We start from the raw sequence: 24,149 nt of genomic DNA, 5'->3' as shown, positions 1-24,149 counted from the left end.
CTCGCAATGACGATATTCGCCGAACTCGCGGCCTCCACCCATTACAGTTTCCTGCGCGGCGCCTCCTCCCCCGCCGACATGGTGCTGCAGGCAATGTCTCTCGGCATGACCGGTATCGGTATCGCCGACCGCAACAGCGTCGCCGGTGTCGTGCGGGCGCATGCGGCGCTGCGCCGGGCACGCGAGGATGCGGCGGAAGAGGGGCTGGAGCTACCCGCGTTCAAGCTGATCGTCGGGTCGCGGCTGGTCTTTGCCGATGATACGCCGGAGGTGATTGTCTATCCCCGCAACCGGCGCGGCTGGGGGCGGCTGACGCGGCTGCTCTCGACCGGCAATTTGCGCGCGGAGACGGGGGATTGCTTTCTTTATGCGGCGGATCTGCTGGAGTGGTGCAGCGAGGACTGGGCGCTGATTATTTTAGCCCCTCCCCTTCAGGGGAGGGGTTGGGGTGGGGAAGTCCGTCAAAGAAATTCAGAAGCTGGCATCGAGCCAGCTTCCTCATATCCCACCCCTTCCCCCTCCCTTAAAAGGGAGGGGCTTATTACGAACCTCCGCTCCTGCACCCCCCATATCTGGCTGGGCGCGGTCATGCCGCGTTCCGGCCCGGACAAGCGCCATCTCGCCCGGCTGCACAAGCTCTCTGAAGCAACCGGCATCCGGCTCATCGCCACCAACAATCCGCTCTATGCAACGCCCGAACAACGTCCGCTCCACGACATCCTGACCTGCATCGCCGAGAAGACCACGATTCCCAAGGCCGGCCGCCTGCTTGCCGCCAATGCCGAGCGCTTTCTCAAGCCCCCCACAGAAATGGCGCGCCTGTTCCGGGACTATCCGGAGGCGCTGGCCGAGACGCAGAAGCTGCTCGGGCTTGTCACCTTTTCGCTCGACGAACTGAGCTATCATTATCCCGAGGAACCGGTGCCCGAGGGCTGGACGCCGCAAGACTGGCTGGAACATCTCACCTGGACCGCCGCCCATGAGCGGCATGGAGACAACCTGCCGGAGCGGTTGCGCGCCAAGGTCGAGGAGGAATTGCGGCTGATCGCCAAGATGGACTATGCACCCTATTTCCTGACCGTCCACGACATCGTCAAATTTGCCCAGGACCAGGGCATTCTCTGCCAGGGACGCGGGTCGGCGGCGAACAGCGCGGTCTGTTACCTGCTTGGTATCACCTCGGCTGACCCGATGGAACATGACCTGCTCTTCTCGCGTTTCATTTCCGAGGAACGCCGCGAGCCGCCGGATATCGACGTCGATTTCGAACATGAGCGGCGCGAAGAAGTGATTCAATATATCTATGCCCGCTATGGCCGCCACCGCGCCGGGATTGCCGCGACCGTGATCCACTATCGCTTGCGCAGCGCGATCCGCGAGGTCGGCAAGGCGCTCGGCCTGTCGGAGGATATTACCAGCCGCCTGTCGAGCACCGTCTGGGGCAGCCACGGCGGCAAACAACCCGACAAGCGCTTTGCCGAAACCGAACTCGACCCGGACAATCCGGAAATTCGGCGGCTGGGTGATCTGGTGCAGCAGATCCTGCAATTTCCCCGCCACCTGTCGCAGCATGTCGGCGGTTTCGTGCTGACCCAGGACCGGCTCGACGAGACCGTCCCGATCCACAATGCCGCGATGGACGACCGCACGTTTATCGAGTGGGACAAGGATGATATCGACACGCTCGGCCTGATGAAGGTCGATATTTTGGCGCTCGGCATGCTGACCTGCATTCGCAAGGCGTTTGATATGCTGGAGGAAATTGGTGAGGGTCCGAAAAACCCCTCTCCCCTTCAGGGGGGAGGGGTGAGCCGTGAAACGGCGAAGGGAGGGGGACAGGCCCTGTCCGATAGTCCCCTCCCCCTGACCCCCTCCCCTAAAGGAGAGGGGGAAACCAAATGGACCCTCCAGAATATCCCGCACGAAGACCCGGCAACCTATGACATGCTGTGCAAGGGTGACAGTATCGGCGTGTTCCAGGTCGAGAGCCGGGCCCAGATCAACATGCTGCCGCGGCTCAAGCCACGCGAATTTTATGACCTGGTGATCCAGGTGGCGATTGTCCGGCCGGGGCCGATCGAGGGCGATATGGTCCATCCCTATCTGCGGCGGCGTGGCGGCGTGGAGAAGATTACCCTGCCTTCACCGAAACCGCCGCATGATCCGGATGAACTGAAGTCGGTGCTCGGCCGCACCTTTGGCGTGCCTCTGTTTCAGGAACAGGCGATGAAGCTGGCGATCGTCGCCGCCGATTTCTCGCCTGCCGATGCCAATAAATTACGCCGCGCGATGGCGACCTTTCGCAATGTCGGCACGATCCACCATTTTCAGGAAAAGATGATCGAGGGCATGACCGCCAAGGGCTATGAACGGGATTTCGCCGAGCGTTGCTACAAGCAGATTCAGGGCTTTGGCAGCTACGGCTTTCCGGAAAGCCACGCGATCAGCTTTGCCCGGCTGGTCTATGTCTCGAGCTGGATCAAATGCCACCACCCGGCGGTGTTCGCGTCGGCCTTGCTCAATTCGCAACCGATGGGATTTTACGCTCCGGCTCAGCTTGTCAGGGACGCGCGCGAGCACGGGGTGGAGGTGCGGGAGCCGGATGTGAATTTCAGCGAGTGGGATAACCGGGTGGAGGTAGTGAAGCCGGGGATTTCAAAAGGTCCGTTCGGGCTGAGCTTGTCGAAGCCCCTGGACAGCGTGTCCGGCGGCGTCCTTCGACAGGCTCAGGACGAACGGTGTTCCACCTCCTCCCCCTCTCTCCGCATCGGTCTGCGCCAGATCGACGGTTTCCGTGAAGCCTGGGCCGAACAGATTGTTGCCGCGCGCCCGTTCCGGACGATCGAGGAACTGGCCCGCAAAGCTGACCTGTCCTCCCGCGCGCTACGCCTGCTCGCCGATGCAGATGCCTGCCGGTCGCTGGGACTGGATCGCCGCCAGGCCTTGTGGGAAGTACGCCGGACTCCGGTCAATACGCTGCCCCTGTTCGCGGCCGCACAAGCCAAGGAACTGGGGCAGGAAGCGAACGCGCACCTGCCCGCCATGACCAAGGGCGAGCATGTTGTCGCCGATTACCAGAGCGTCCGCCTGTCGCTCAAGGGTCACCCAATGGAATTTCTGCGCGAACGCTTGCGGAAAATGGGCGTGCTCAGCTGCGCGGAACTGGCGCGTGCCAAAAACGGGTCTCAGGCAAAGGTCGCCGGCGTCGTGCTGATCCGCCAGCGGCCCGGCAAGGGCAATGCGGTGTTCATCACGCTGGAGGATGAAAGCGGGGTCGCCAATCTGCTGCTCTGGGCCAGCCGCTTTGAGAAAATGCGCCGCCCGGTGATGGCGGCCCGGCTGATGCTCGCCACCGGTGAGGTCCAGCGCAGCGTCGAGGGCGTGACCCATTTGATGACCACGAGGGTCGAGGATTATACCTTCATGCTGGACGACATTTCCGACCGCGACCGGCCCGACATGCCGATGTCCCGCGCTGACGAGGTCAAGCGACCCATCTATCGCAACGAGGACCGGTGGGCGGCAAGAGCCGCCGGATCACCGCCATCCCATGTCGCCAAGTCCAACGGCGGCCATCCACGCAACGTCCGGATATTGCCGAAGTCGCGGGATTTTCACTAGGAAAGACCGGACCCTGTATTAATTTCCAGAAGCCAGGTCTTTGGTCAGATAGTGAGACGCATGACCTTTCGGGCGATCCTGTAAAGTCGCAATATGGTCATATCCATTTTTCTCGTAAAATGGTTTGGCTTGCCAACTCGTCGTCTCGACAAAGGCTTTTTCACAGTCTCTTTGCATCGCGAAATTCTCGGCTGCATCGATCAGGCCTTTGCCTATTCCCTGGCCGCGGCATTCTTCCGACAACCACAGCAATTCAATATGCAGCGTATTCCAGAAGCATATAGCCCTGACACCGCCAATGATCGCATCCTCGCCATTTCTTGCAAAAACGAAGAATTTCACTTCTTCGTCATTTGACTCCAAATCGGGTATTTCTGCGCGATTATAGTCTATTATCCCTTGGCTCAAGATAGCCGCATCACCTGTGGAAGGGTTCTCTGTCACTTCAATAGTCATCATTTCACCGTCCATCGCTGCTTCGCCTGCCCGCATCTGCCTGCCGAAACCGGGTCTTGCAACCCCGGGCCGAATCCCCTATAGTTTCATTTGCAACTATATTGCGCGCCTGCGCATCATCAACTTGAGGAAATTTCGGTGGCTGATCTGTTTGAAAATCCCGTTGGTCTCGACGGTTTTGAATTTGTCGAATTTTGCGCGCCCGAGCGCGGCGTGCTCGAACCGGTGTTCGAGGTCATGGGCTTTACCGAGATTGCCCGGCATCGCAGCAAGGATGTCCATCTCTGGCGGCAGGGCGGCATCAACCTGATCATCAATTATGAACCCAAATCGGCGGCATGGTATTTTGCCCGCGAGCACGGCCCGTCGGCCTGCGGCATGGCTTTCCGGGTCAAAGACGCGCGCAAGGCCTATGCCTGGCTGCTCGAAAAGGGCGCCGAGCCGGTGAACGTGCAAACCGGACCGATGGAATTGCATATCCCGGCGATCCGCGGCATCGGCGGCGCTATTCTCTATCTGGTCGACCGCTATGATGGCGGCGATCGCGGCGAGAATCTTTCGATCTACGATATTGATTTCGAATATCTGCCGGGCGTGGACCGCAATCCGGTCGGAGCGGGCTTCAAGATCATCGATCACCTGACCCATAATGTCTACGGCGGCCGGATGAAATATTGGGCCGACTATTACGAGACCCTGTTCAATTTCCGCGAGATCCGCTTCTTCGACATCAAGGGCGAATATACCGGCCTGACCTCCAAGGCGCTGACCGCGCCGGACGGCAAGATCCGTATTCCGCTCAACGAGGAAGGCGAAGGCGGCAAGGGCCAGATCGAGGAATTCCTGCGCGAGTTCAACGGTGAAGGTATCCAGCATATCGCGCTGATCTGCGACGATCTGGTCGCATGCTGGGACCGGCTCAAGGAATTGGGCGTGCCGTTCATGACGGCGCCACCCAATACCTATTACGAAATGCTCGACGGCCGCCTGCCCGGCCATGGCGAGGACGTGAATGCACTGCAGACCCGCGGCATCTTGCTCGACGGCACCACCGAAGGTGGCGAGCCGCGCCTGTTGCTGCAAATCTTTGCCGAAGCGCAGGTCGGACCGGTTTTCTTTGAATTCATCCAGAGAAAAGGCGATGACGGTTTTGGCGAGGGCAATTTCAAGGCCCTGTTCGAAAGCATCGAGCGCGACCAGGTATCGCGCGGGGTGCTGAATGTAGAGGAGCCGGTATAATGGCCGCACCAAAGATCGATGGCATCCACCATGTCGCCTATCGCTGCAAGGACGCGAAAGAGACGGTCGATTTCTACAGCCGCGTGATGGGCATGGATTTCCAGCTCGCCTTTGCCGAGAATGAAGTGCCGTCGACCGGCGAGCACGACCCCTATATGCACATCTTCCTCGATGCCGGCGGCGGCAATGTCCTCGCCTTTTTCGAGCTGCCCGAACAGCCGGACATGGACCGCGACCAGAATACACCGGCCTGGGTCCAGCATATTGCCTTCAAGGTGAAGTCGCTCGACGACCTGATGGCAGCCAAGGCCAATGCCGAAGCCGAAGGGCTGGAAGTGCTCGGACCGACCCATCACGGGATTTTCAAGTCGATCTATTTCTTCGATCCCAACGGTCACCGTCTGGAGCTGGCCTGCGATATCGGAACCGACGAGGAAATGGCCGAATTGCGCCGCGTCGCCCCCGCCATGCTCGAGGAATGGAGCCGCACCAAGAAGGCACCGCAACATGCCGCCTGGCTGCACGAAAAAGCGCGCGACGAGCATTAGGTTTTCACATTGAACAATGCCGTGCTCCTGCGTAGGCAGGAGTCCATCTCCCGAAGTTTCCGCTAGAGGCAATGGTGAGAGATGGGCCCCCGCCTTCGCGGGGGAACGGAGCAGGATGAAGGAACGCACATGAAACTCGCTACCCTGAAAAATGACACCCGCGACGGCCGCCTGGTCGTGGTCTCGAAAGACCTGACCCGCTGCTGTGAAGCGAGCAATATCGCCCCGACCCTGCAGGCGGCGCTCGACGACTGGGCCAATTGCGCGCCCAAGCTGGAAGCGCTCTACCGCGATGTCGAACATGAAACCGTACCCTGCGAACGCTTCCACGAGCGGCTCGCCGAATCCCCCCTGCCCCGCGCCTATCAATGGGCCGACGGCAGCGCCTATATCAACCATGTCGAACTGGTCCGCAAAGCCCGTGGCGCCGAAGTGCCGGAAAGCTTTTACTCCGATCCACTAATGTATCAGGGCGGCAGCGACGCTTTCCTCGGCCCGCGCGACGATATCCCGCTCGGCGACCCCAAATGGGGCTGTGACATGGAAGGCGAAGTCGCGGTCATCACCGATGATGTGCCACCGGGCGTCAGCGCCGAAGACGCCGCCGGCCATATCAAGCTGGTCATGCTGTGCAACGATGTCTCCCTGCGCGGCCTGATCCCCGGCGAGCTGGCCAAGGGCTTCGGCTTTTTCCAGTCGAAACCGCCCTCGGCCTTTTCTCCTGTCTGCGTGACCCCCGATGAACTGGGCGATGCGTGGAAGGGCTCGGTCATCCATCTGCCGCTGCAGGTCGACTATAACCGCGAACCCTTTGGCCGCGCCAATGCCGGAGCGGACGCCACGTTCAGCCTCGCCGATCTGGTCGCCCATGCCGCCCAGACCCGCCCCCTGTCCGCCGGCACGATCATCGGTTCCGGCACCGTATCCAACCAGGGCCCCGACGGCGATCCCGGCAAGCCGGTCAGTGAAGGCGGCCTCGGCTATAGCTGCATCGCCGAAATCCGGATGATCGAAACCATCAACGATGGCGCACCCAAGACACCGTTTATGAGCGCTGGCGATACGGTCAAAATCCAGATGCTGGATGCGGACGGTCACTCGATTTTTGGTGCGATCCGGCAGGATGTTGTGGCGGTTTGACGGTGTTGAATCTACGCAGATAATGCTGACGGTGGAGAAAACGCTGGAGGCATAAGCCCTGCCCGGCATTCAGCCCGCAGGAGCCGTTCCGCGGGCACGCGTCCGTCCGCCGATCAGGAAATGCAGCGGCAACGCGACCAGAATCAGCAGGATGCCGAGACCGCCCGCTTCCAAACCGGTTCCGTAGAGCACCCAACAGCAGAAGCCGAGGCCAACCACCGCCAGGGTGCGCTGAACATGTGCCACCAGAGCGGCAATGCAAATGGCGGCATAGAACCAGATCGCCGAAGCGGTGGTCAGCCGCAGCAGGAAGTCCAGCACTCTCTCGCCGATGCCTGTCGCGCTCCCGAGCATCAGTATAATCGCCAGCAGACTGCCCAGCAGCAAGGGTCGCGCCGCCACGTCGTGGCGGTTGGCCGGCGCCATATAGTCGGGCAGCTGGCCATCGCGGACCATGCCCAGCGGGAGTTCGCCCATGAACAAGACTATGCCGTTGATACAACCGATCGCGGAGATCGCGGCGAATAATGCAACGGCATCTCCCGCCCACGGCCCCAGAAAACGCGTGACGAAATAGGCGATCGGGGCTGAGCTGGCAGACAGTTCGTCCGCCGGGCTCGCCATCATGATACCGGTGCTCACGATCATATAGATGACAAGCACCAGCGCGAGACCCAGCAATGTGCCACGCACGACGTTACGAGCCGGGTCGCGCACCCGCTCCGCCACCAGGCCCGCGGATTCGAAACCGAGCAGGGCAAAAAATGTGATCGCCAGCGCCGGCGTCAGCGACGCCGGCGAAAAGGGAGCCAGCGGCGCCTGGCTATAGGTCGCCGGCGCGCTCACGGCGAGCCACGCGACGATTGCAATGACGACGACGAGCGGCACAAGCTTGAGCAACGTGGCGGTCACCTGAAAATTGCCGGCGCTGCGCACGCCGCGGATATTGATCGTGGTCAATGCGGCAACAATTGCCGTTCCGCCGATCGCTTGCTCCAGGGGGCCGTGGGGAAGCGACGGGAACAGATGCAGCAGATAGGCGGCACCGGCCATGGCGACCACCGATACACTGCCGATCAGGGAAACCCAGTAGCTCCAGGCGATCACCCGCCCCGGCAGCAGGCCGAGAATATCGCCGCAGATCGTCAATATGCTGGGCTCCTTGAATCGCTGGATCGTGAGATCGGCGATGATGCGGGCGATCGCCATTACACCCATACCACCGACAATCCAGCTGACCGCACCGGTCCAGCCAAGCGGCGCGAGCTGTCCGGGCAGAACAAAAATACCCGCACCAATCATCGTCCCCACGACCATCGCGGTCGCCGTCCAGACACCGAATGGTCTTTCCAATTTGGCCATGTAACTTGTCCCCCCGGACGGAGACTTGCATGTAACTTTCTTTTTTCAAAGAAATTTATTGGATCGGGAGGTTCCGGCAGGATGTTGTGGCGGTTTGACGGAGTTGGCTTTGCTGGCCGCTGAGTCCCGAAACGGCCGATCACGACCGGGGCTTAGCCGCTGATCGCCGCGTCCATTCTTGAGCGCCATTCCACAAGGGCGGGCCGGTTTGTGAAGGCCTCGGCAAATTCGGGAGTCGCGCCGGAAAACCCTGTGGTGCTGACGCCGTAAATCGCAAAATCCGCGACGCTGGGCCTATCTGCATAGAAAAACGGGTCTTGCGCGAGCAATGTTACAAGATTGTCCAGCCGCAGCGCGAGCTCGGCAACCAGCATTTCATCTGGCAGTCGCCCCAGCCCTTGCGCCTGAGGTTGCTTGCCGACCAGACGCCGGAATATGGGTTTCGCGAACAGGCGAAGCGGGGCGGGCACGAATTTGCGGTTTTCCGCAAGCGTACGCGGCTCGTTCTTGTTGCTCCAGCGCAGAGCCTGAACATACCAGTAAAGCGATTCATCGCTCCAATCTTCCAGCAGATATTGCCGGGCTGCGGTCGCGGGATCCTCTGCGATCAAGGGCGGCGACGGCTGCTCTGCATCCAGTCGGCGCAAGATCAGGCTGGAATCAAACAGGACATCCGTTCCAAACAGGGCGATGGGGACTTTTCCGGTTTGCGGGTTCAGTTTTCTAAGTTCGGCAATACCAACATATTCCCGATGCGTGAACGGCAGTCTCTTGTAGGCCGTCGCGGCTTTCACCTTTGTTACAAAAGGGGAAATGGACGGACCGATGATGGTGATGCTTGAAATATCCGCCTCCCTGTCCGCTCTCTATTGCGCCCGGGTGGTGATGTCGGCCACCCCCAAAAATATGACTACGCCGAAGAAGGGAAAACAGAAACCGGAAGACATACTAACGACGTGGTAAAACCCCCTCAAACGGGCACCGCCGTCTCATATTTGATCCGCTCCATCGCGAAGCTCGCCGACACGTCGGACAAGGGCACCGCCTTGATCAGCTTCTTGTACACCCGGTCATAGTCGGCGACATCGCGGACCAGCAGTTTGAGCATATAGTCGACCTCTCCGGCCATCCGGTAGAATTCGACCACTTCCTCAATTGAAGAGGCGGCCGCCGCGAATTTCTCCAGCCATTTGTCGCTATGATCACTGGTCCGCACGGCGACGAACACGGTCATGTTCAGGCCGACCGCTTCCGGATCGACGATCGCCACCCGGCGGGCGATGATTCCGTCCGCCTCCATCCGCTTGATCCGCCGCCAGCAGGCGTTGGTCGAGAGGCTGAGCTGCGCCGCGAGATTTTCCAGCGACAGGCTCACATCGCGCTGCAAGGCTTTCAGGATATTCCGGTCATTATCATCAATATTTTTGGTTTCTTTGTCCATATCCAGAATATTATCACATAAATCCCGCGATACTACCAATAAATGACAAGGATTTCCCATGCCTCCGGCATCATAACTCGATGTATATGAGAATAGGGGAAGTTGTAATGCTGGATTTTGTAGGCCGGGCGCACGAAGACAAACTACAGTCGCTGTCGGCTCTGATCGGCAATACGCCGATGATCAAAATTCTGGCGCGCTGCGAGGGGCAGGATGTCACCGTCTATGCCAAGGCGGAAATGTATAACCTCTCCGGCAGCATCAAGGACCGGATGGCGCTGGCGATCCTGCAGGATGCAATACAGCGCGGCGATCTGCTGCCCGGCCAGATGATTGTCGAGGCGACCAGCGGCAATAGCGGGATTTCATTTGCCGCCATCGGTTGTGCGCTCGGTCATCCTGTCACGATTTTCATGCCCGACTGGGTAAGCGCCGAACGGCGCGCGACGCTGGCGATCTATGGCGCCGATGTGCGTCTGGTCTCCCGCGAGCAGGGCGGCTTTCTCGGCTGCATGGCGGCGGCGGAAGAGCTGGGCCAGCAGGGCACCTATATGCCGCGCCAGTTTTCCAATCCGGTCAATGCCGACGAGCATGCCGAAGGCACCGGCCCCGAGCTCTGGCAGCAAGTAGCTGCTGACGGCGGAACGCTCGGTGGCTTTGTCGCTGGCGTCGGCACCGGTGGCACCGTCATGGGCATGGGGCGCTATCTGAAAAGCCGCGACGCCAGCATCGCCGTGCACCCGGTCGAACCGATTGAATCCCCTACCCTGTCTGTCGGCCACAAATGCGGCCAGCACCGGGTACAGGGTCTGTCGGATGAATTCATACCCGCCATTCTCAACCTGTCCGAACTGGACGGGGTAATCGGCGTGAACGACGGCGACGCGATCCTGATGGCGCAGCGGCTGATCCGGCAATTCGGTCTCGGCGTCGGCATTTCCAGCGGCATCAACCTGGTCGCCGCGATCCGCGTGGCGCTGCAGCAGCCGGTGGCCGCCGACGGAACCCGCAAAGCGGTCGCGACAATCTTCGCCGACAGCAACAGCAAATATCTGTCAACCGATCTGGCGAAGGAAGAACCCTGCCGGGATTGCTACCTGACGCCGGAAATTGAGCTGCTGGATATGCAGACTATCCGCTGAGTTTCGCGATATTGCGATCATCAGCAGTGACAACATCGACCGCCAGACCAATCAGATCCGTATCTTCCGGCGCATCGGGCAGGATTCCGATGGCGGGCAAGCCTTGCTCGTCTTCCAGCCAGACACTGGCCGCGCCGCGGCTGGCCTTGCCATAAGGCATGGCATAGCTTTTGATCACGGCCTTGCCGTTGAAGAAATGGTCCGCTTTGACATGGTCGGGCTTCGGGATACGCACCGGCGCCGCGATCCGGTCGGGGGACCAGCCGCCAGCAACGGGTTGCGCGGCATAGATGCCGACCGATTCCTTGTTGATTACCCCACCATTGGCGGAGATCATGCCCGGCTTGCTGCCATCCTTGCGCAATGCCTGGACCAGGGCGACCATGCCGTGAGCGCTGTAGCTGTTGCCGGGTCCGCCAAAGAAGCTGAGGCCACCGGTGAGCGTATAGGAGGCGAGAGAGCGATCCGGCGAACCGAGCGCGTCCATCGCCAGCGACACCGCCACCGGGAAACAGCTGTAAATATCGATCGGGCCGAGATCGCCGGCTTCCAGTTCCGCCAGTTCCAGCGCCTTGGGGAAAGCCACCTGCATCGCCGGCGAGACCGACAGGTCGTCCTGCAGGCTCATCAACGGCACGCTCGCGTCGGCGCCGCTGTGCAGATAGATCATCTTGTCTTCGGCTATGCCGAGTTCGGCAGCATGGCCCGCCGTGGTCAGGATCACCGCCGCGCCCAGCTCGACCGCATCCTGCGCCACCATCCAGCGGCGATAGGGGTCGTTGAGCCGGTAATTGCCATGATCATCCGCCAGCAATTCTTCCGCCGTCCATTCCCGGGCAAATTGCGCATGCTCGCGCGTCAGCGACACGCCGGCAAAAGCCTCCCACAGTTCGGCCATGCTGTGTGCATAGCTGTCGCGATCCATGCCCAGCCGCGCGCGCCGGGCATTTTCGACAATCCCGTAGGCCATCGGCATGTTGATAATGCCCTGCCGCCATTCATAGGCGGTCAGCATCTTGTCTTCTGTCGTGATCAGGTCGGTCATTGCGCGGGTCGCCGGCTGGTTCCAGTCCAGCTCATGACCGCTGCGCCGCGCCCGTTTGACGGTGCCCATATTTTCGGCGCTGGACAGGACCACCGCTTTATATTCGCCGTCATGCACCTGGCAGGCGAGCTTGTTGAGATGCTTCTGCGGACTCTGGCCGCCGACATCGCCGTAAAGCAAATGCGCGGGATCAAGACCGGCAGCTGTGGCCACCGCTTCGGGGAGATTTTCCGGCGAGCCAAAGTCGTGTGGCAGACCGCTGTCGTGGAACAGGCGAATCGAGAGCAGGCAATCGATCGACGCGGCCAGTTTTTCCGGAGCACCGCTATCGGCCAGTGCTTCCCCGATCGCCGCCGACGCGAGGTCGACTGTCGATGGCCACTCAAGCCCTTGCGATTGCTTCAGTTTCGCGCCGCTTGCCTCGCCGACACCGATCAGCACCGGTGCCTTGGGATCTGCCAATACCATCCTAATTCCCTCAAAATAAACAGTTCATCAATCGATTAAACATGATAACAGCATGCTGTAATCATGCACTAGCTAAAATGGAGAATATTGAATGAGCGGCTGGCCGGAACTAAAATGGGATACGGAACCGACAGGCCCCCTGAAGGGTTTGAAAATCGTCGACATGTCTACCGTCGTCCTTGGCCCTTTCGCCACTCTCAATTTTGCCGACATGGGCGCCGACGTCATCAAGATCGAAAATGGCGAAGGCAAGTTTGGCGGCGACATGATGCGCCATGCCGGTGACAATCCGACCGGCGACCTCGGCCCGATCTTCACCTCTCTGAACCGCAACAAGAAATCGATCACGCTCAACGGCAAGAATGAAGACGATAAGGCCGTCATTCTCGAGCTGCTCAAACATGCCGACGTGTTTTTTCACAATGTCCGGCTCGCCGGAATGGAGCGGCTCGGCCTCGACTATGAAAGCGTCAAGGCGGTCAATCCCGGCATCGTCTATGTGCATTGCGCCGGCTTCGGCAAAGGCGGCGAATATGAAAAGCGTCAGGCCTATGACGACCTGATCCAGTGCGCCTCGGGCTTTGCCAGCCTGTTCGAAATGCGCGGCGACAGCGGGCGGCCGCTCTATATGCCATCGCTGGTCGCCGACAAGACCATCGGCCTGTTCGCGGTCAACGCGACGCTAGCGGCCATGTATCACAAGGAAAAGACCGGCGAGGGGCAATTTGTCCAGGTGCCGATGTATGAAGCCTTTACCTGGTTCAACATGGTCGAGAATCTGTGGGGCGAGACCTTCATCCCCGGCAATGGCAAGCTGGCCTATACAAGATCGATCAACGCCAACCGCAAACCCTATCCGACCAAGGACGGCTATATCGGTCTGGTGCCCTATAATGATGCGCAATGGCGGAAATTTTTCGAGCTGGGCGGCAAGCCCGGGGTCTTTGACGAACCCCGCTTTTCCGACTATTCGCAGCGAACCAAGAATATCACCGCGCTCTATGCCCTGATCGAGGAAATTGCCGCGACCAAGACAACGGAGGAATGGCTGCCGCTGCTCGACGAACATAATATTCCGGCGATGCGCTATAACAAGATGGAAGATGTACTGACCGATCCGCATCTCCAGCAGGTCGGTTTCTGGCAGGAACGCGAAGGCGAGAAGATCGGCAAATATAGAACGATCAAACATCCGGTGCACTATTCCGCCAGCCCGGCCAATATCTATGCCGATCCGCCGACACTCGGCGCGGACAATGACGAAATACGCGGCGCGCTCAACATGCCCGCCAACGACGACTGACATAATAATATAAACAACGGGATGAGGCCTGAACCATGAATTTTGATTTTTCCGACGATCAAAAATTTCTTCGAGACGAAGCGCGCAAGTTTCTCGAAGCGCAATGCACCACCGCGCATGTCCGCGAAGTGCTGGACGATGACAGCAAGAGCCACAATGAAGGCGTCTGGAAGCAGATTGTCGAAATGGGTTGGCTCGGCGCCGCGATCCCCGAAGAATATGGCGGGCTCGGGCTCGGCATGCTCGAACTTTGCGTGATTGCAGAGGAACTCGGGCGGGCGCTGGCGCCGGTTCCTTTCGGGTCATCGGCCTATTTCTTCGCCGAGGCGCTGAAAATCGCCGGCAGCGAAGAACAGAAATCGCAACTGTTGCCTAAAGTGGCCGATGGCAGCCTGATCGGCTGTATCGCGGTCAGCGAAGGCCCGGGCGAAATCAACGTCGGCAATATTGCTACCCGGCTGAAGGACGGCAGCATCACGGGCAAGAAAATCCCGGTGACCGACGGCGATATCGCCACCCACGCCATCGTGCTGGTGAAAGACGGTAGCGGCGAGAGCCTCGTCATCGTCGATCTCAACCAGAGCGGCGTATCGCGGGAACCGGTCAAGACGCTCGAACCCACCCGCAGCCACGCCACGATCAGCTTCGACGGCGCAGCGGCCGAGCTTCTCGGCGAAGCGGGCAATGGCATGGCGCTACTCGACCAGATCAACGACCGGGCAGCGGTGCTGATCGCCTTTGAACAATTGGGCGGCGCGTCACGCTGTCTGGAAATGGCCAATGACTATGCCAAGGAACGGGTCGCTTTCGGCCGCGCCATTGGCGGCAACCAGGCGATCAAGCACAAGCTGGCCGACATGTATGTGAAGAATGAAGTCGCACGTTCCAACGCTTATTATGGCGCATGGGCGCTGTCGAGCGACGCCGCCGAACTGCCCGAAGCGGCAGCCGCAGCACGGGTCGCGGCCTCGGAAGCCTACTGGTTTGCCTCGAAAGAGAATATCCAGACGCACGGCGGCATGGGCTTCACCTGGGAAGTGGATTGCCACCTCTTCTATCGCCGCGCCAAATTGCTCGCCGTTCAGGCGGGCAGCCCGGCCGTCTGGAAAGAGAAGCTGGTCAGCGCGCTCGAAGCGAAAAATGACTGAATCCCGAACCCGGAGTGCCGTTCGTCCTGAGCCTGTCGAAGGACAGATTGGCGCGCACTCGGACTTCGACACGCTCAGCACGAACGAACATTCGCGCCCGGGCCACAAAGTGAAGGAATAGACTATGGATTTCAACGACACACCAGAAGAAGCAGAATTTCGCGCCGAAGCGAACGCCTTTCTTTCTCAGCATCTCAAGCCCAAGACGCCGGGTGCCTTGCGCTCGGGTGGCCGCGAGGATTTTCTCGAGCGCGCCAAGGCCTGGCAAAAGACCAAGGCGGAAGGTCGCTTTGCGCAGATCACCTGGCCCAAGGAAATGGGCGGCCGTGGCGGCACCGTGATGCAGCAGGTCATCTGGGGACAGGAAGAAGCCAAATTCGACGCGCCGACCGGCCCCTTTGCCATCGGCCTCGGCATGTGCGTGCCGACCGTGATTGCCTTCGGATCGGACGAGCACAAGAAACGCTATGTCGAGAAGGCCCTGAAGGGCGAGGAAATCTGGTGCCAGCTCTTCTCCGAGCCCGCTGCCGGATCGGATGTCGCAGGCCTCAAGACAAAAGCGGTCAAAGATGGTGACGAATGGGTCATAAATGGTCAGAAAGTGTGGACATCCGGAGCACATTATTCCGACTTTGGTATCCTTTTGGTCCGTACCGATCCCAATGTTCCCAAGCATAAGGGCCTGACGATGTTCATCGTCGACATGAAGCAGAAGGGCGTCGATGTCCGACCGATCCATCAGGCGTCGGGCGGCAAGGAATTTAACGAGGTCTATTTCACCGACGTCCGCATTCCCGACAGCGACCGGCTCGGCGACCCCGGAATGGGCTGGAAGGTCGCGCTGGTCACCCTGATGAACGAACGGCTCGCGGTTGGCGGTTCACCGGGTCCCGACTGGAAGGAAATCATGGACTATGCGCGCTCCGCCGGGACCCTTTCCGGCCAGGCCTTTCGCGCAAAACTGGCCGACTGGTATGTCGCGGCGCAGGGTTACAAGCTGACCAAATTCCGCACCCAGACCGCCTTGTCGCGCGGTGAAACACCGGGACCGGAAAATGCCATCGGCAAGATCATCAACGCCAACCATCTGCAGGACATCTGCAACAGCGCGATCGAGATGCAGGACCATTTCGGCATCATCGTCGACAAGGATGAAGCGCCATCCGATGCGATCTTCCAGGAAAGCTTCATGTGGGCACCGGGATTGAGAATCGCTGGCGGTACCGATGAGATCCTCAAGAATATCATCGCCGAACGGGTGCTTGGTCTGCCGCAGGATGTCCGCGTCGACAAAGACAAGACCTTTGCGGAAATGAACTAGGAGCCTGATGATGACCGAACAACCTGTCCATGTTATCGCCAATCTCACCGTGCAGGATGCGGCGAAATACCGGGAATATGAAAAGGGATTTTTCCCGATCCTGAAAAAGCATGGCGGGGAGTTCATCACCTTTGACGACGACAGTGTCACATTCGAAGGCACATCGCCGCCCCAAGGCCGGGTCGTGCTGTTGAAATTTCCGAACCATGATGCGGCCACCGCCTGGTATAATGATCCCGATTATCAGACCTTGTCCGCACATCGCCGCGCGGGAACCACGCTGAATTTCCTGACCATGGTGCGCAGCATCCCGCCGAGAAATTAGGCGGCGGTCATAAATCCGCTTGGAGCGGACGCAGAAAAACTTGCGTGATCGATGCGGTTTCAAATGCTACCGTTTGTCGAAAGCAACACAGGCCAATCCATAAAGGAATGATGTCATGACCGATAATCTGCCCGATTACACGCCCCCGAAAGTCTGGAAATGGGACAAGGCCAATGGTGGCCGTTTCGCCAATATCAACCGGCCGATTGCCGGCCCGACCAAGGAGGTCGAGCTACCGGTTGGGAAGCACCCGCTCCAGCTCTATTCGATGGCGACGCCCAATGGCGTGAAGGTCACGATCATGCTCGAGGAGCTGCTGGCGCTCGGCCACAAGGGCGCGGAATATGACGCCTATCTCATCAATATCGGCGAAGGCGATCAGTTCGGCAGCGGCTTTGTCGATATCAACCCGAATAGCAAGATCCCCGCAATGATGGATCATAGCACGGACAAGCCGACACGTGTTTTCGAATCCGGTTCGATCCTGCTCTATCTCGCCGAAAAATTCGGAGCCTTCCTCCCCAGCGATCATCACAAGCGCACCGAAGCACTCAACTGGTTGTTCTGGCAGATGGGCAGCGCCCCCTATCTCGGCGGCGGCTTTGGCCATTTCTATGCCTATGCACCGGTGAAGATCGAATATTGCATCGACCGTTTTGCGATGGAAGTAAAACGCCAGCTGGATGTGCTCGACCGCCATCTCGCCCACAATGAATATATGGCGGGTGATGAATATAGCATCGCCGATATGGCGATCTGGCCATGGTATGGCGCACTGGTCAAAAATGTCGTTTACGAAGCCGCCGAATTCCTCGACACCGCGTCATACAAGCACATGAACCGCTGGACCGACATGATTGCCCAACGTCCTGCCGTACAGCGCGGCAAAATGGTCAATCGTGCATGGGGTGATCCTGAAGGTCAGTTACGCGAACGGCATGATGCCAGCGATTTCGAATTGCGCACACAGGACAAGCTGGAACCGGAAGGCGAAGCGGCGGAATAGAGGCCCGTTACTTCAAAATCCCGGCCATGATCAGGTCGACCGTCTGTTCCCGATAGGCATCGCGCATCCGCTCGTCGAAATCCTCGCGGCCATAGCAATATTTCCATACCAGCTTGCCGGTAAAGAACCTGTCTGCCGCGCCGGTAACCGCCGAATAGAAGAGATCGGGATCGACCGTGCGAAACACGCCCGACGTGATACCTTCTCCGACAAAAATCTTATAGGCCTCGGACAGCGGCTTCAGATATTTGTCGGCGATTTTGCGCGCGCCTTCCGGTGGTAGCTCGCGAATCAGCCGCATGGTCAGGCGGTTGATATACGGGAACTCATGATAGGTATCGATCACCGCGCCAATATGATGGCGCAGCTTGTCTTCCGGGGGCCAGTCCTTTTTGATCAGCAGACCAACCTGATCCAGTATATTGTCCATGTCGCGCTCAAGGATCGCTTCAAGCAGGCCATCCTTGTTGCCGAAATAATATTTGACCAACGCGCTGTTGAGACCGGACAGGACCGATAGCTCGCTGAAGGAAATATCGATCGTATCTCCCTCGCGCATGATCTGGCTGGCGGTCTCGATCAGCTTGTCCCGGGCACCCGCTTCATTTTCCTTGATCCTCGGCTTGTCGTCGATCATTTATCTTTCCCCCAAGCACATATTGTCACGAATCGGTCACCTATAAACGGGTTCATCCCACCATGGGAAGCTGTCTGGCAAGTCACTCGACACTTTATCCGGATATTTTGGGCTGCGCTTTTCCAGAAAGCTGGCAATACCTTCTTTGGCGTCGGCTGATTTTGCGCGATTATAGATGATCCGGCTATCGACTTTATGCGCTTCCATCGGGTGCGCGGCGGCGGGTAATTGCCACAGCATCTGCCGCGTCACGGCGATCGATACCGGAGCCGTATTGTCGACAATCTCGCGCGCCAGCGCATAAGCGGCGGGCAACAATTCGTCGGGCTTGTGGAGCGACCGGACCAGGCCACCGTCCAGCGCTTCCTGTGCGTCAAAAACGCGGCCGGTGAGGCACCATTCCAGCGCCTGCGCCCGTCCGACCAGATTGGGCAGGAACCAGCTGGCCGCGCCATCCGGCGCAATGCCGCGACGGGCGAAGACAAAACCGAAGCGCGCGGTCTCGCTGGCCAGCCGCATATCCATCGGCAGCAACATGGTTGCGCCAACGCCGACGGCAACGCCGTTGATGGCGCCGATCACCGGTTTCAGGCACTGATAGATACGCAGGATCAGCAGGCCACCGCCATCGCGGACACGCGGATCGGAATAATCCTCCACCGGATCGTCGCTGGCGAAGGGTTTCTTGCCGTCTTCGGGGGTCAGATCGGCTCCGGCGCAAAAGGCACGGTCACCGGCTCCGGTCACCACCACGGCACGCACATCGTCATCGGCATCTATGCGATCAAAGGCGTCGGTCATTTCCCGAATCATCGTGCTGGTAAAGGCGTTCATCTTTTCCGGACGATTGATCGTGATCGTCGCGATATTGTCGGCGACGTCATAGAGGATCTGCGTATAGTCGGTCATGAACTTCTCCATCAGATACAAAAAGGGCCGCGAATTTCTCGCAGCCCCCTGATTTATGTTGTTTAGCGTGGTGCCATCCGGATGCCACCGTCGAGACGGACATCTTCGCCGTTGAAATATTGCGTCTCGATCATGCACAATGCGAGCGCGGCATATTCGTCGGGTTGACCCAGGCGCGGAGGATGCGGAACCATCGCACCCAGAGCATCACGCACATTTTGCGGTGCACCAGCAAGCAGCGGCGTATCGAAAATGCCGGGCAGGATGGTGTTGACGCGAATGCCTTCGCGGGACAGGTCGCGCGCGATTGGCAGGGTCATGCCGACTACGCCGCCCTTGGAGGCGGAATAGGCAGCCTGACCGATCTGACCGTCCTCAGCCGCAACCGAAGCGGTGTTGACCATCGCGCCGCGATCGCCGTCTTCCAGTGGATCAAGCGTCAACATGCCGGCTGCCGATTTGGCGATGCAGCGGAAGGTACCAACCAGATTGACCTGGATGACAAAGTTGAACTTATCCAATGGGAAATGCTTGATCGAACCATCTTCCCGAGACCGGCTGGCGGTCTTGATCGCATTGCCGATACCGGCGCAGTTCACAAGAATGCGCTCCTGACCGTTTGCGGCGCGAGCCTTTTCAAAGCCCGCATCGACGCTGTCGTCTTCGGTCACGTTGACCTTGCAGAAAGTTCCGCCCAGTTCGGCAGCAAGCGCTTCGCCTTTTTCCTCGTTGAGGTCGAACAAAGCGACCTTGACGCCCTTTGCCGCCAGACGGCGAGCGGTTGCCGCGCCCAGGCCTGAAGCACCACCGGTAATGACGGCTGAAATATTGCTGTTGAGTTCCATATGTATGTCTTTCTTCTATCGTTCGTCATCCTGAACCTGGTTCAGGATGACGATAATTTACATTAACCGAGCCGTTCGATGATGGTCACGTTCGCTTGACCACCGCCTTCACACATCGTCTGGAGACCATATTTCGATCCGCGTGCTTCCAGCGCATTAAGCAAAGTTGCCATCAATTTGCTTCCCGAAGCGCCGAGCGGGTGGCCCAGAGCAATCGCGCCGCCATTGACGTTGATCTTGTCGCGATCGGCACCGACATGCTTGAGCCATGCGAGTGGAACCGGTGCGAAGGCTTCGTTGACTTCATACAGATCGATATCACCGATATTCATACCGGCGCGCTGCAGGGCGCGGTCGGTTGCGAACAGGGGTTCTTCCAGCATGATCACCGGGTCACCGGCGGTCACGGTCAGATTGACGATCCGCGCGCGCGGCGTCAAGCCATGGTCTTTCAGCGCCTGTTCGGAGCAGACCAATACTGCGCTCGAACCATCGCAAATCTGGCTGGCGTTGGCAGCAGTGATCGCGCCACCTTCCTGCAGAACCTTGACAGCCCCGATGCTTTCCATGGTGGCGTCGAAGCGAATACCTTCGTCAACCTTGTGCATCTCCTTGCCTTCGGCAGTTTCGATTTCAATCGGAACGATTTCATTGTCGAATGCACCGGATTCAACTGCCTTTACGGCTTTCTGGTGGCTTTCAAGAGCAAACCGGTCGAGATCTTCACGGGTGAAACCATGCTTTTTGACCATCATTTCGGCGCCCATGAACTGGCTGAAATTAATGCCGGGATAGGCTTTTTCGAGCCCTTCGGATTTGTTCGTGCCAAGGCCGGCATCCTTGAACAGTTTGAAGGTCGAACCCATGGGAACGCGGGTCATGCTTTCGATGCCGTGCGCCAAAACCATGTCCTGGGTACCGGACATGACGCCCTGCGCCGCAAATTGGATGGCCTGCTGCGAAGAACCGCACTGGCGATCGATAGAAACCGATGGAATGCTGTCAGGCAGGTTGGAGGCGAGAACCGCATTACGGCCCACGTCGCCACTCTGCTCGCCACCCTGCATGACGCAGCCGGTGATCACATCTTCAATCGCGCTCGTATCGAAATCGTTGCGGTCGGCAATCGCGTTCAGCGTGGCAGCGCCCAGATCTACCGGATGCACACCTGCCAAACGACCGCCGCGACGACCACCAGCGGTACGAACCGCGTCAACAATATAGGCTTCAGCCATAATCTTATTCCTTTGATTGGTTGAGAGTTGATAATTTAACTGGTCAGTTAAACCGCAGACGCGCTAGCGTCAAATAAAAAAGCCGGTCATCACAATAGTGATAACCGGCTTTTTCGATTCATGCTTATGCCAGATCAGGCGGGCACATTGTCTTTCTTCACCGTAATCACCTGCGGATAGGTGAATTCGAGCAGCCCTTCCTTGCCATATTCAGCCCCAAAGCCGGACTGCTTGTGTCCGCCGAAGGGTGCGAAGGGCGACAGGTGAAGGAATTCATTGACCCAAACAGTACCGGTTTCCAGCTGCTCGGCAACCCGGACACCTTCGTCGGGGTTGGCTGTCCACACTGCTCCGGCAAGGCCATATTCGCTATTGTTGGCGCGGCTGATCGCCTCGTCGGTGGTGCTGAATTTCATCAGCGGCATGACCGGACCAAATTGTTCCTCGGCAACGATCCGCGCATCTTCGGGCGGGTTGTCAAGAATCGTGATCGGGACATAATAGCCGGGTATACTCTCGTCCTTGGCGTCGCCACCGACCAGGAATTTATAACCATTATCCTTGGCATCCTGCACCAGTTCCAACACCCGTTCATATTGCTTCTTGTTCTGGATCGGACCGACCGCGGTACCCTGCTGTGCACCGTCGCCGACTTTCACATTTTTGGCATATTCGGCGATCGCGGCGCTGAGTTCGTCATAAATATCCTCATGGATATAGATGCGTTTCGCGGCGACGCAGATCTGGCCGGCATTGGTGAAGCTTGACCAGAACAGTTGCTCGGCTACCTTTTCGACATTGGCATCGGGGAGAACGATCGAGGCGTCATTGCCGCCCAGTTCCAGCGTGATCCGCTTGAGATCCTTTGAGGCGCCTTCCATGATCTTCTTGCCGGTTGCGGTCGATCCAGTGAAGGTGATCTTGTCGATATCGGGGTGCGAAGTCATTAACGGACCGAGGCTGTCTTCGCCGGTAATGATATTGACGACGCCCGGAGGGGTCACGTCCTTGATCAGTTCGGCCAGACGCAAGGTGGTCAACGGCGTGAACGGCGAAGGCTTGAGCACGATGGTGCAACCGGACAGGAGAGCGGGGGCAATTTTCTGCACCGCCATCATTACCGGAAAATTCCACGGCACGATGCCGGCAACCACACCGACCGGTACGCGGCGTGTGCGACTCAGCCTCTCTTCCGTATCCTCGTTGATCTCGTCTTCGAGATCGAGCGTTGCCTGCGAACCCGCCATATAGGCTGCGCCCATGATCTCACCCTGTGCCTGGGCATGGGGCTTGCCCTGCTCGGCGGTGAGCAAGCGGAACAGCTCGTCATTATTCTCGTTGATCACGCCGGCAATGGCCTGAACCACCTTGCGGCGTTCCTCGATCGGCACCTTCGACCAGGTCTTGAAGGCAGCCCGCGCCGCGGCCACAGCCTGATTGAGCTCGGCTTCCCCGCAGGCGGGCACCTGGCCAATGACTTCTTCATTGGCCGGATTGACGACATCCAGCACATCCGTCGTGCCGACCATCTCGCCGTTAATCAGATTCTTATATTGCGTAACCATCTTGCTCTCCTTTGGGATTTCCCGTCGATTCTATTTGAGTCACTTAAACTGCATTACAAGGCGTAGCGCGCCATTCATTTTGATAGACTATAGCGGATCGGCAGGCTTTTGAGCCCGCCGACAAAAGTCGACTTGGCGCGTTTGGGTTCGCCTGCCAGTTCCAGTGTCTCGATCCGGTCAAGCAGCTCGTTGAACAATATCCTCATTTCCAGCCGCGCCATGTGCAGTCCGAGACATTGGTGCGCGCCCGCACCGAAAGCCAGATGCCGGTTGGGCGAGCGTGCCGCGTCAAATTTCCGCGGATTTTCAAATTGTGCGGGGTCATGATTGGCGGCAACATAGTTAATCATCAGCCAGTCGTCCTTGGCGATCTTCTGCCCACCGATCTCGGTATCTTCTGCCGCCGTGCGCATGAAATGCTGCACAGGACTGGTCCAGCGAATGGCCTCCTCGACAATCCCGGACAACAGGCTGCGATCGGCCTTGACCCGGGCGAACTGCTCGGGATCCTGAGCCAGAGCCATCATCGCTCCAGCAGTCGAGGCCGAGGTCGTATCGTGCCCCGCGCTGGCAACAATGATATAATAGCCGGCCATATCGCGGTCGTTGAGCGGCTCGCCATCGACGGTGGCGTTGGCGATCACGCTTGCCACATCGTCTGTTGGATGGGCGCGCTTCTCTGCCGTCAGTTTGGAGAAATAGGCGGTAAAATCGGCCACGGCTCCAGCCACCAGCTGGGTAATCTGCTCGGCCGTCATATTCGCCATGTTGCTCTTGTTCAGATCTTCATCCTGCCCACCGAACATTTGCTGGGTCAGGAACAGCATCCGTTGCTCGTCCTCCTCCGGCACGCCCAGTATCTGCATGATCACATGCAGCGGGTAAGGCGCTGCGACAGCAGACACGAAATCCACAACACCGTCATTGTCAGCCGCGTCAACCAGACGGTCGACCGTGGTCTTTGCCAGTGCGCCAATTTCCGCTTCCATCTTCTGCAGATTTTTCGGCATGAACCAGTCTTGGGTCAACCTGCGATATTTCGGATGGACCGGCGCATCAAACGTGACCAGCGATGCCACCAGATGCGGGCTGCCGCCGGTAACATTCTCGACAAAATCAAGACCTTCACGTGCGGAAAAGACAACACTGCGCGGGTTGTTGAGGAAGGTCTTGTTGTCCTTTGATATTCGCATGACATCGTCATAGCGGGTGACTAGCCAGAACGGATCGAAACTATCGTCCGGCGCCATGACCCGGGCAACCGGCCTGTTGTCGCGCAGCCAGTCGAATGTGTCGAGCAGGCCATCCCATTCGGCATAGCTTCGCGGGTCCACGACCTGCGCCCCCATTTCTGGCGACAAGGCTGGAATTGTATCGGCTACCATCATTCGGT

21 protein-coding genes are annotated in these 24,149 nt (G+C 58.8%); 10 read left to right on the top strand and 11 right to left on the bottom strand.

Translation table 11 applies throughout. The features are described from left to right. Positions 1 to 6: 6 nt before the first annotated feature. Positions 7 to 3,621, top strand: coding sequence for an error-prone DNA polymerase (locus ACN0VD_RS02840; protein WP_417591395.1), 3,615 nt, complete (start codon positions 7 to 9; stop codon positions 3,619 to 3,621). An 18-nt stretch (positions 3,622 to 3,639) separates the two neighbouring features. Here the strand turns inward: ACN0VD_RS02840 and ACN0VD_RS02835 are convergent, their stop codons facing one another. After that, entirely contained in the window at positions 3,640 to 4,092 is a 453-nt protein-coding gene (locus ACN0VD_RS02835; protein WP_417591393.1) for a GNAT family N-acetyltransferase, read from the bottom strand. 123 nt (positions 4,093 to 4,215) lie between these two features. Between ACN0VD_RS02835 and hppD the strand changes: the two genes are divergently transcribed. The 3 genes from hppD to ACN0VD_RS02820 all read left to right on the top strand — a co-directional run bounded on the left by hppD (position 4,216) and on the right by ACN0VD_RS02820 (position 7,004). After that, a complete protein-coding gene (gene hppD / locus ACN0VD_RS02830; protein ID WP_417591391.1) occupies positions 4,216 to 5,316 on the top strand; it encodes a 4-hydroxyphenylpyruvate dioxygenase in 1,101 nt (366 codons plus the stop codon). Beyond that, entirely contained in the window at positions 5,316 to 5,864 is a 549-nt protein-coding gene (locus ACN0VD_RS02825) for a VOC family protein (protein WP_417591389.1), read from the top strand. Before hppD ends, ACN0VD_RS02825 begins: the two co-directional genes overlap by 1 nt. A 129-nt stretch (positions 5,865 to 5,993) precedes the next feature. Next, the gene (locus ACN0VD_RS02820) at positions 5,994 to 7,004 is read left to right on the top strand and encodes a fumarylacetoacetate hydrolase family protein (protein ID WP_417591387.1); all 1,011 of its coding nucleotides are present in this window, start codon (positions 5,994 to 5,996) and stop codon (positions 7,002 to 7,004) included. Positions 7,005 to 7,073: 69 nt separating this feature from the next. Here ACN0VD_RS02820 and ACN0VD_RS02815 read toward each other — a convergent pair whose 3' ends face one another. The 3 genes from ACN0VD_RS02815 to ACN0VD_RS02805 all read right to left on the bottom strand — a co-directional run bounded on the left by ACN0VD_RS02815 (position 7,074) and on the right by ACN0VD_RS02805 (position 9,807). Further along, on the bottom strand, positions 7,074 to 8,366 hold the full coding sequence (locus ACN0VD_RS02815) for an APC family permease (protein ID WP_417591385.1): 1,293 nt from the start codon (positions 8,364 to 8,366) through the stop codon (positions 7,074 to 7,076). 152 nt (positions 8,367 to 8,518) lie between these two features. Beyond that, positions 8,519 to 9,181, bottom strand: a complete 663-nt coding sequence (locus ACN0VD_RS02810; RefSeq protein WP_417591605.1) for a glutathione S-transferase family protein — start codon at positions 9,179 to 9,181, stop codon at positions 8,519 to 8,521. Positions 9,182 to 9,336: 155 nt separating this feature from the next. Next, entirely contained in the window at positions 9,337 to 9,807 is a 471-nt protein-coding gene (locus ACN0VD_RS02805; protein WP_417591383.1) for an Lrp/AsnC family transcriptional regulator, read from the bottom strand. Between the two features lie 107 nt (positions 9,808 to 9,914). On the opposite strand from ACN0VD_RS02805, the gene ACN0VD_RS02800 reads away from it, so the two are divergent. Next, complete coding sequence (locus tag ACN0VD_RS02800; RefSeq protein WP_417591381.1) at positions 9,915 to 10,949, top strand: PLP-dependent cysteine synthase family protein; 1,035 nt, start codon at positions 9,915 to 9,917, stop codon at positions 10,947 to 10,949. Here ACN0VD_RS02800 and ACN0VD_RS02795 read toward each other — a convergent pair. Then, a complete protein-coding gene (locus ACN0VD_RS02795; protein ID WP_417591379.1) occupies positions 10,939 to 12,462 on the bottom strand; it encodes a hypothetical protein in 1,524 nt (507 codons plus the stop codon). The two genes, ACN0VD_RS02800 and ACN0VD_RS02795, sit on opposite strands and share 11 nt — an antisense overlap. 91 nt (positions 12,463 to 12,553) lie before the next feature. Here ACN0VD_RS02795 and ACN0VD_RS02790 point away from each other — a divergent pair, with 91 nt between their 5' ends. From ACN0VD_RS02790 to yghU, 5 genes are all read left to right on the top strand, one after another. Then, positions 12,554 to 13,765 (top strand): CaiB/BaiF CoA transferase family protein, encoded by a 1,212-nt coding sequence (locus ACN0VD_RS02790; RefSeq protein ID WP_417591377.1) that lies wholly within the window; start codon positions 12,554 to 12,556, stop codon positions 13,763 to 13,765. Between the two features lie 35 nt (positions 13,766 to 13,800). Next, positions 13,801 to 14,913: an acyl-CoA dehydrogenase family protein gene (locus ACN0VD_RS02785; RefSeq protein ID WP_417591375.1), complete on the top strand. Its 1,113-nt coding sequence runs from the start codon at positions 13,801 to 13,803 to the stop codon at positions 14,911 to 14,913. A gap of 124 nt (positions 14,914 to 15,037) precedes the next feature. Further along, positions 15,038 to 16,234 (top strand): acyl-CoA dehydrogenase family protein, encoded by a 1,197-nt coding sequence (locus tag ACN0VD_RS02780; RefSeq protein ID WP_417591373.1) that lies wholly within the window; start codon positions 15,038 to 15,040, stop codon positions 16,232 to 16,234. 7 nt (positions 16,235 to 16,241) lie between these two features. Continuing rightward, on the top strand, positions 16,242 to 16,559 hold the full coding sequence (locus tag ACN0VD_RS02775; RefSeq protein ID WP_417591371.1) for a DUF1330 domain-containing protein: 318 nt from the start codon (positions 16,242 to 16,244) through the stop codon (positions 16,557 to 16,559). A 115-nt stretch (positions 16,560 to 16,674) separates the two neighbouring features. Then, entirely contained in the window at positions 16,675 to 17,565 is an 891-nt protein-coding gene (yghU, locus tag ACN0VD_RS02770; RefSeq protein WP_417591369.1) for a glutathione-dependent disulfide-bond oxidoreductase, read from the top strand. A gap of 7 nt (positions 17,566 to 17,572) precedes the next feature. Here yghU and ACN0VD_RS02765 read toward each other — a convergent pair whose 3' ends face one another. The 6 genes from ACN0VD_RS02765 to ACN0VD_RS02740 form a co-directional block, all read right to left on the bottom strand. Then, positions 17,573 to 18,202: a TetR family transcriptional regulator gene (locus ACN0VD_RS02765; protein WP_417591367.1), complete on the bottom strand. Its 630-nt coding sequence runs from the start codon at positions 18,200 to 18,202 to the stop codon at positions 17,573 to 17,575. A gap of 36 nt (positions 18,203 to 18,238) precedes the next feature. Then, positions 18,239 to 19,111, bottom strand: a complete 873-nt coding sequence (locus ACN0VD_RS02760) for a crotonase/enoyl-CoA hydratase family protein (protein ID WP_417591365.1) — start codon at positions 19,109 to 19,111, stop codon at positions 18,239 to 18,241. A gap of 62 nt (positions 19,112 to 19,173) precedes the next feature. Further along, complete coding sequence (locus tag ACN0VD_RS02755) at positions 19,174 to 19,956, bottom strand: SDR family NAD(P)-dependent oxidoreductase (RefSeq protein ID WP_417591363.1); 783 nt, start codon at positions 19,954 to 19,956, stop codon at positions 19,174 to 19,176. 62 nt (positions 19,957 to 20,018) lie between these two features. Beyond that, a complete protein-coding gene (locus tag ACN0VD_RS02750; protein ID WP_417591361.1) occupies positions 20,019 to 21,191 on the bottom strand; it encodes an acetyl-CoA C-acetyltransferase in 1,173 nt (390 codons plus the stop codon). Between the two features lie 134 nt (positions 21,192 to 21,325). Continuing rightward, positions 21,326 to 22,756 (bottom strand): aldehyde dehydrogenase family protein, encoded by a 1,431-nt coding sequence (locus ACN0VD_RS02745; RefSeq protein WP_417591359.1) that lies wholly within the window; start codon positions 22,754 to 22,756, stop codon positions 21,326 to 21,328. Between the two features lie 74 nt (positions 22,757 to 22,830). Beyond that, positions 22,831 to 24,141, bottom strand: a complete 1,311-nt coding sequence (locus tag ACN0VD_RS02740; protein ID WP_417591603.1) for a cytochrome P450 — start codon at positions 24,139 to 24,141, stop codon at positions 22,831 to 22,833. Between the last annotated feature and the right edge of the window lie 8 nt (positions 24,142 to 24,149).

This window comes from Parasphingorhabdus sp., assembly GCF_048267785.1.
In the GTDB taxonomy this organism is placed as follows: Bacteria; Pseudomonadota; Alphaproteobacteria; order Sphingomonadales; family Sphingomonadaceae; genus Parasphingorhabdus.
The sequence above is the reverse complement of the archived record's forward strand: the minus strand, read 5'-3'. Positions and strand labels throughout refer to the sequence as shown.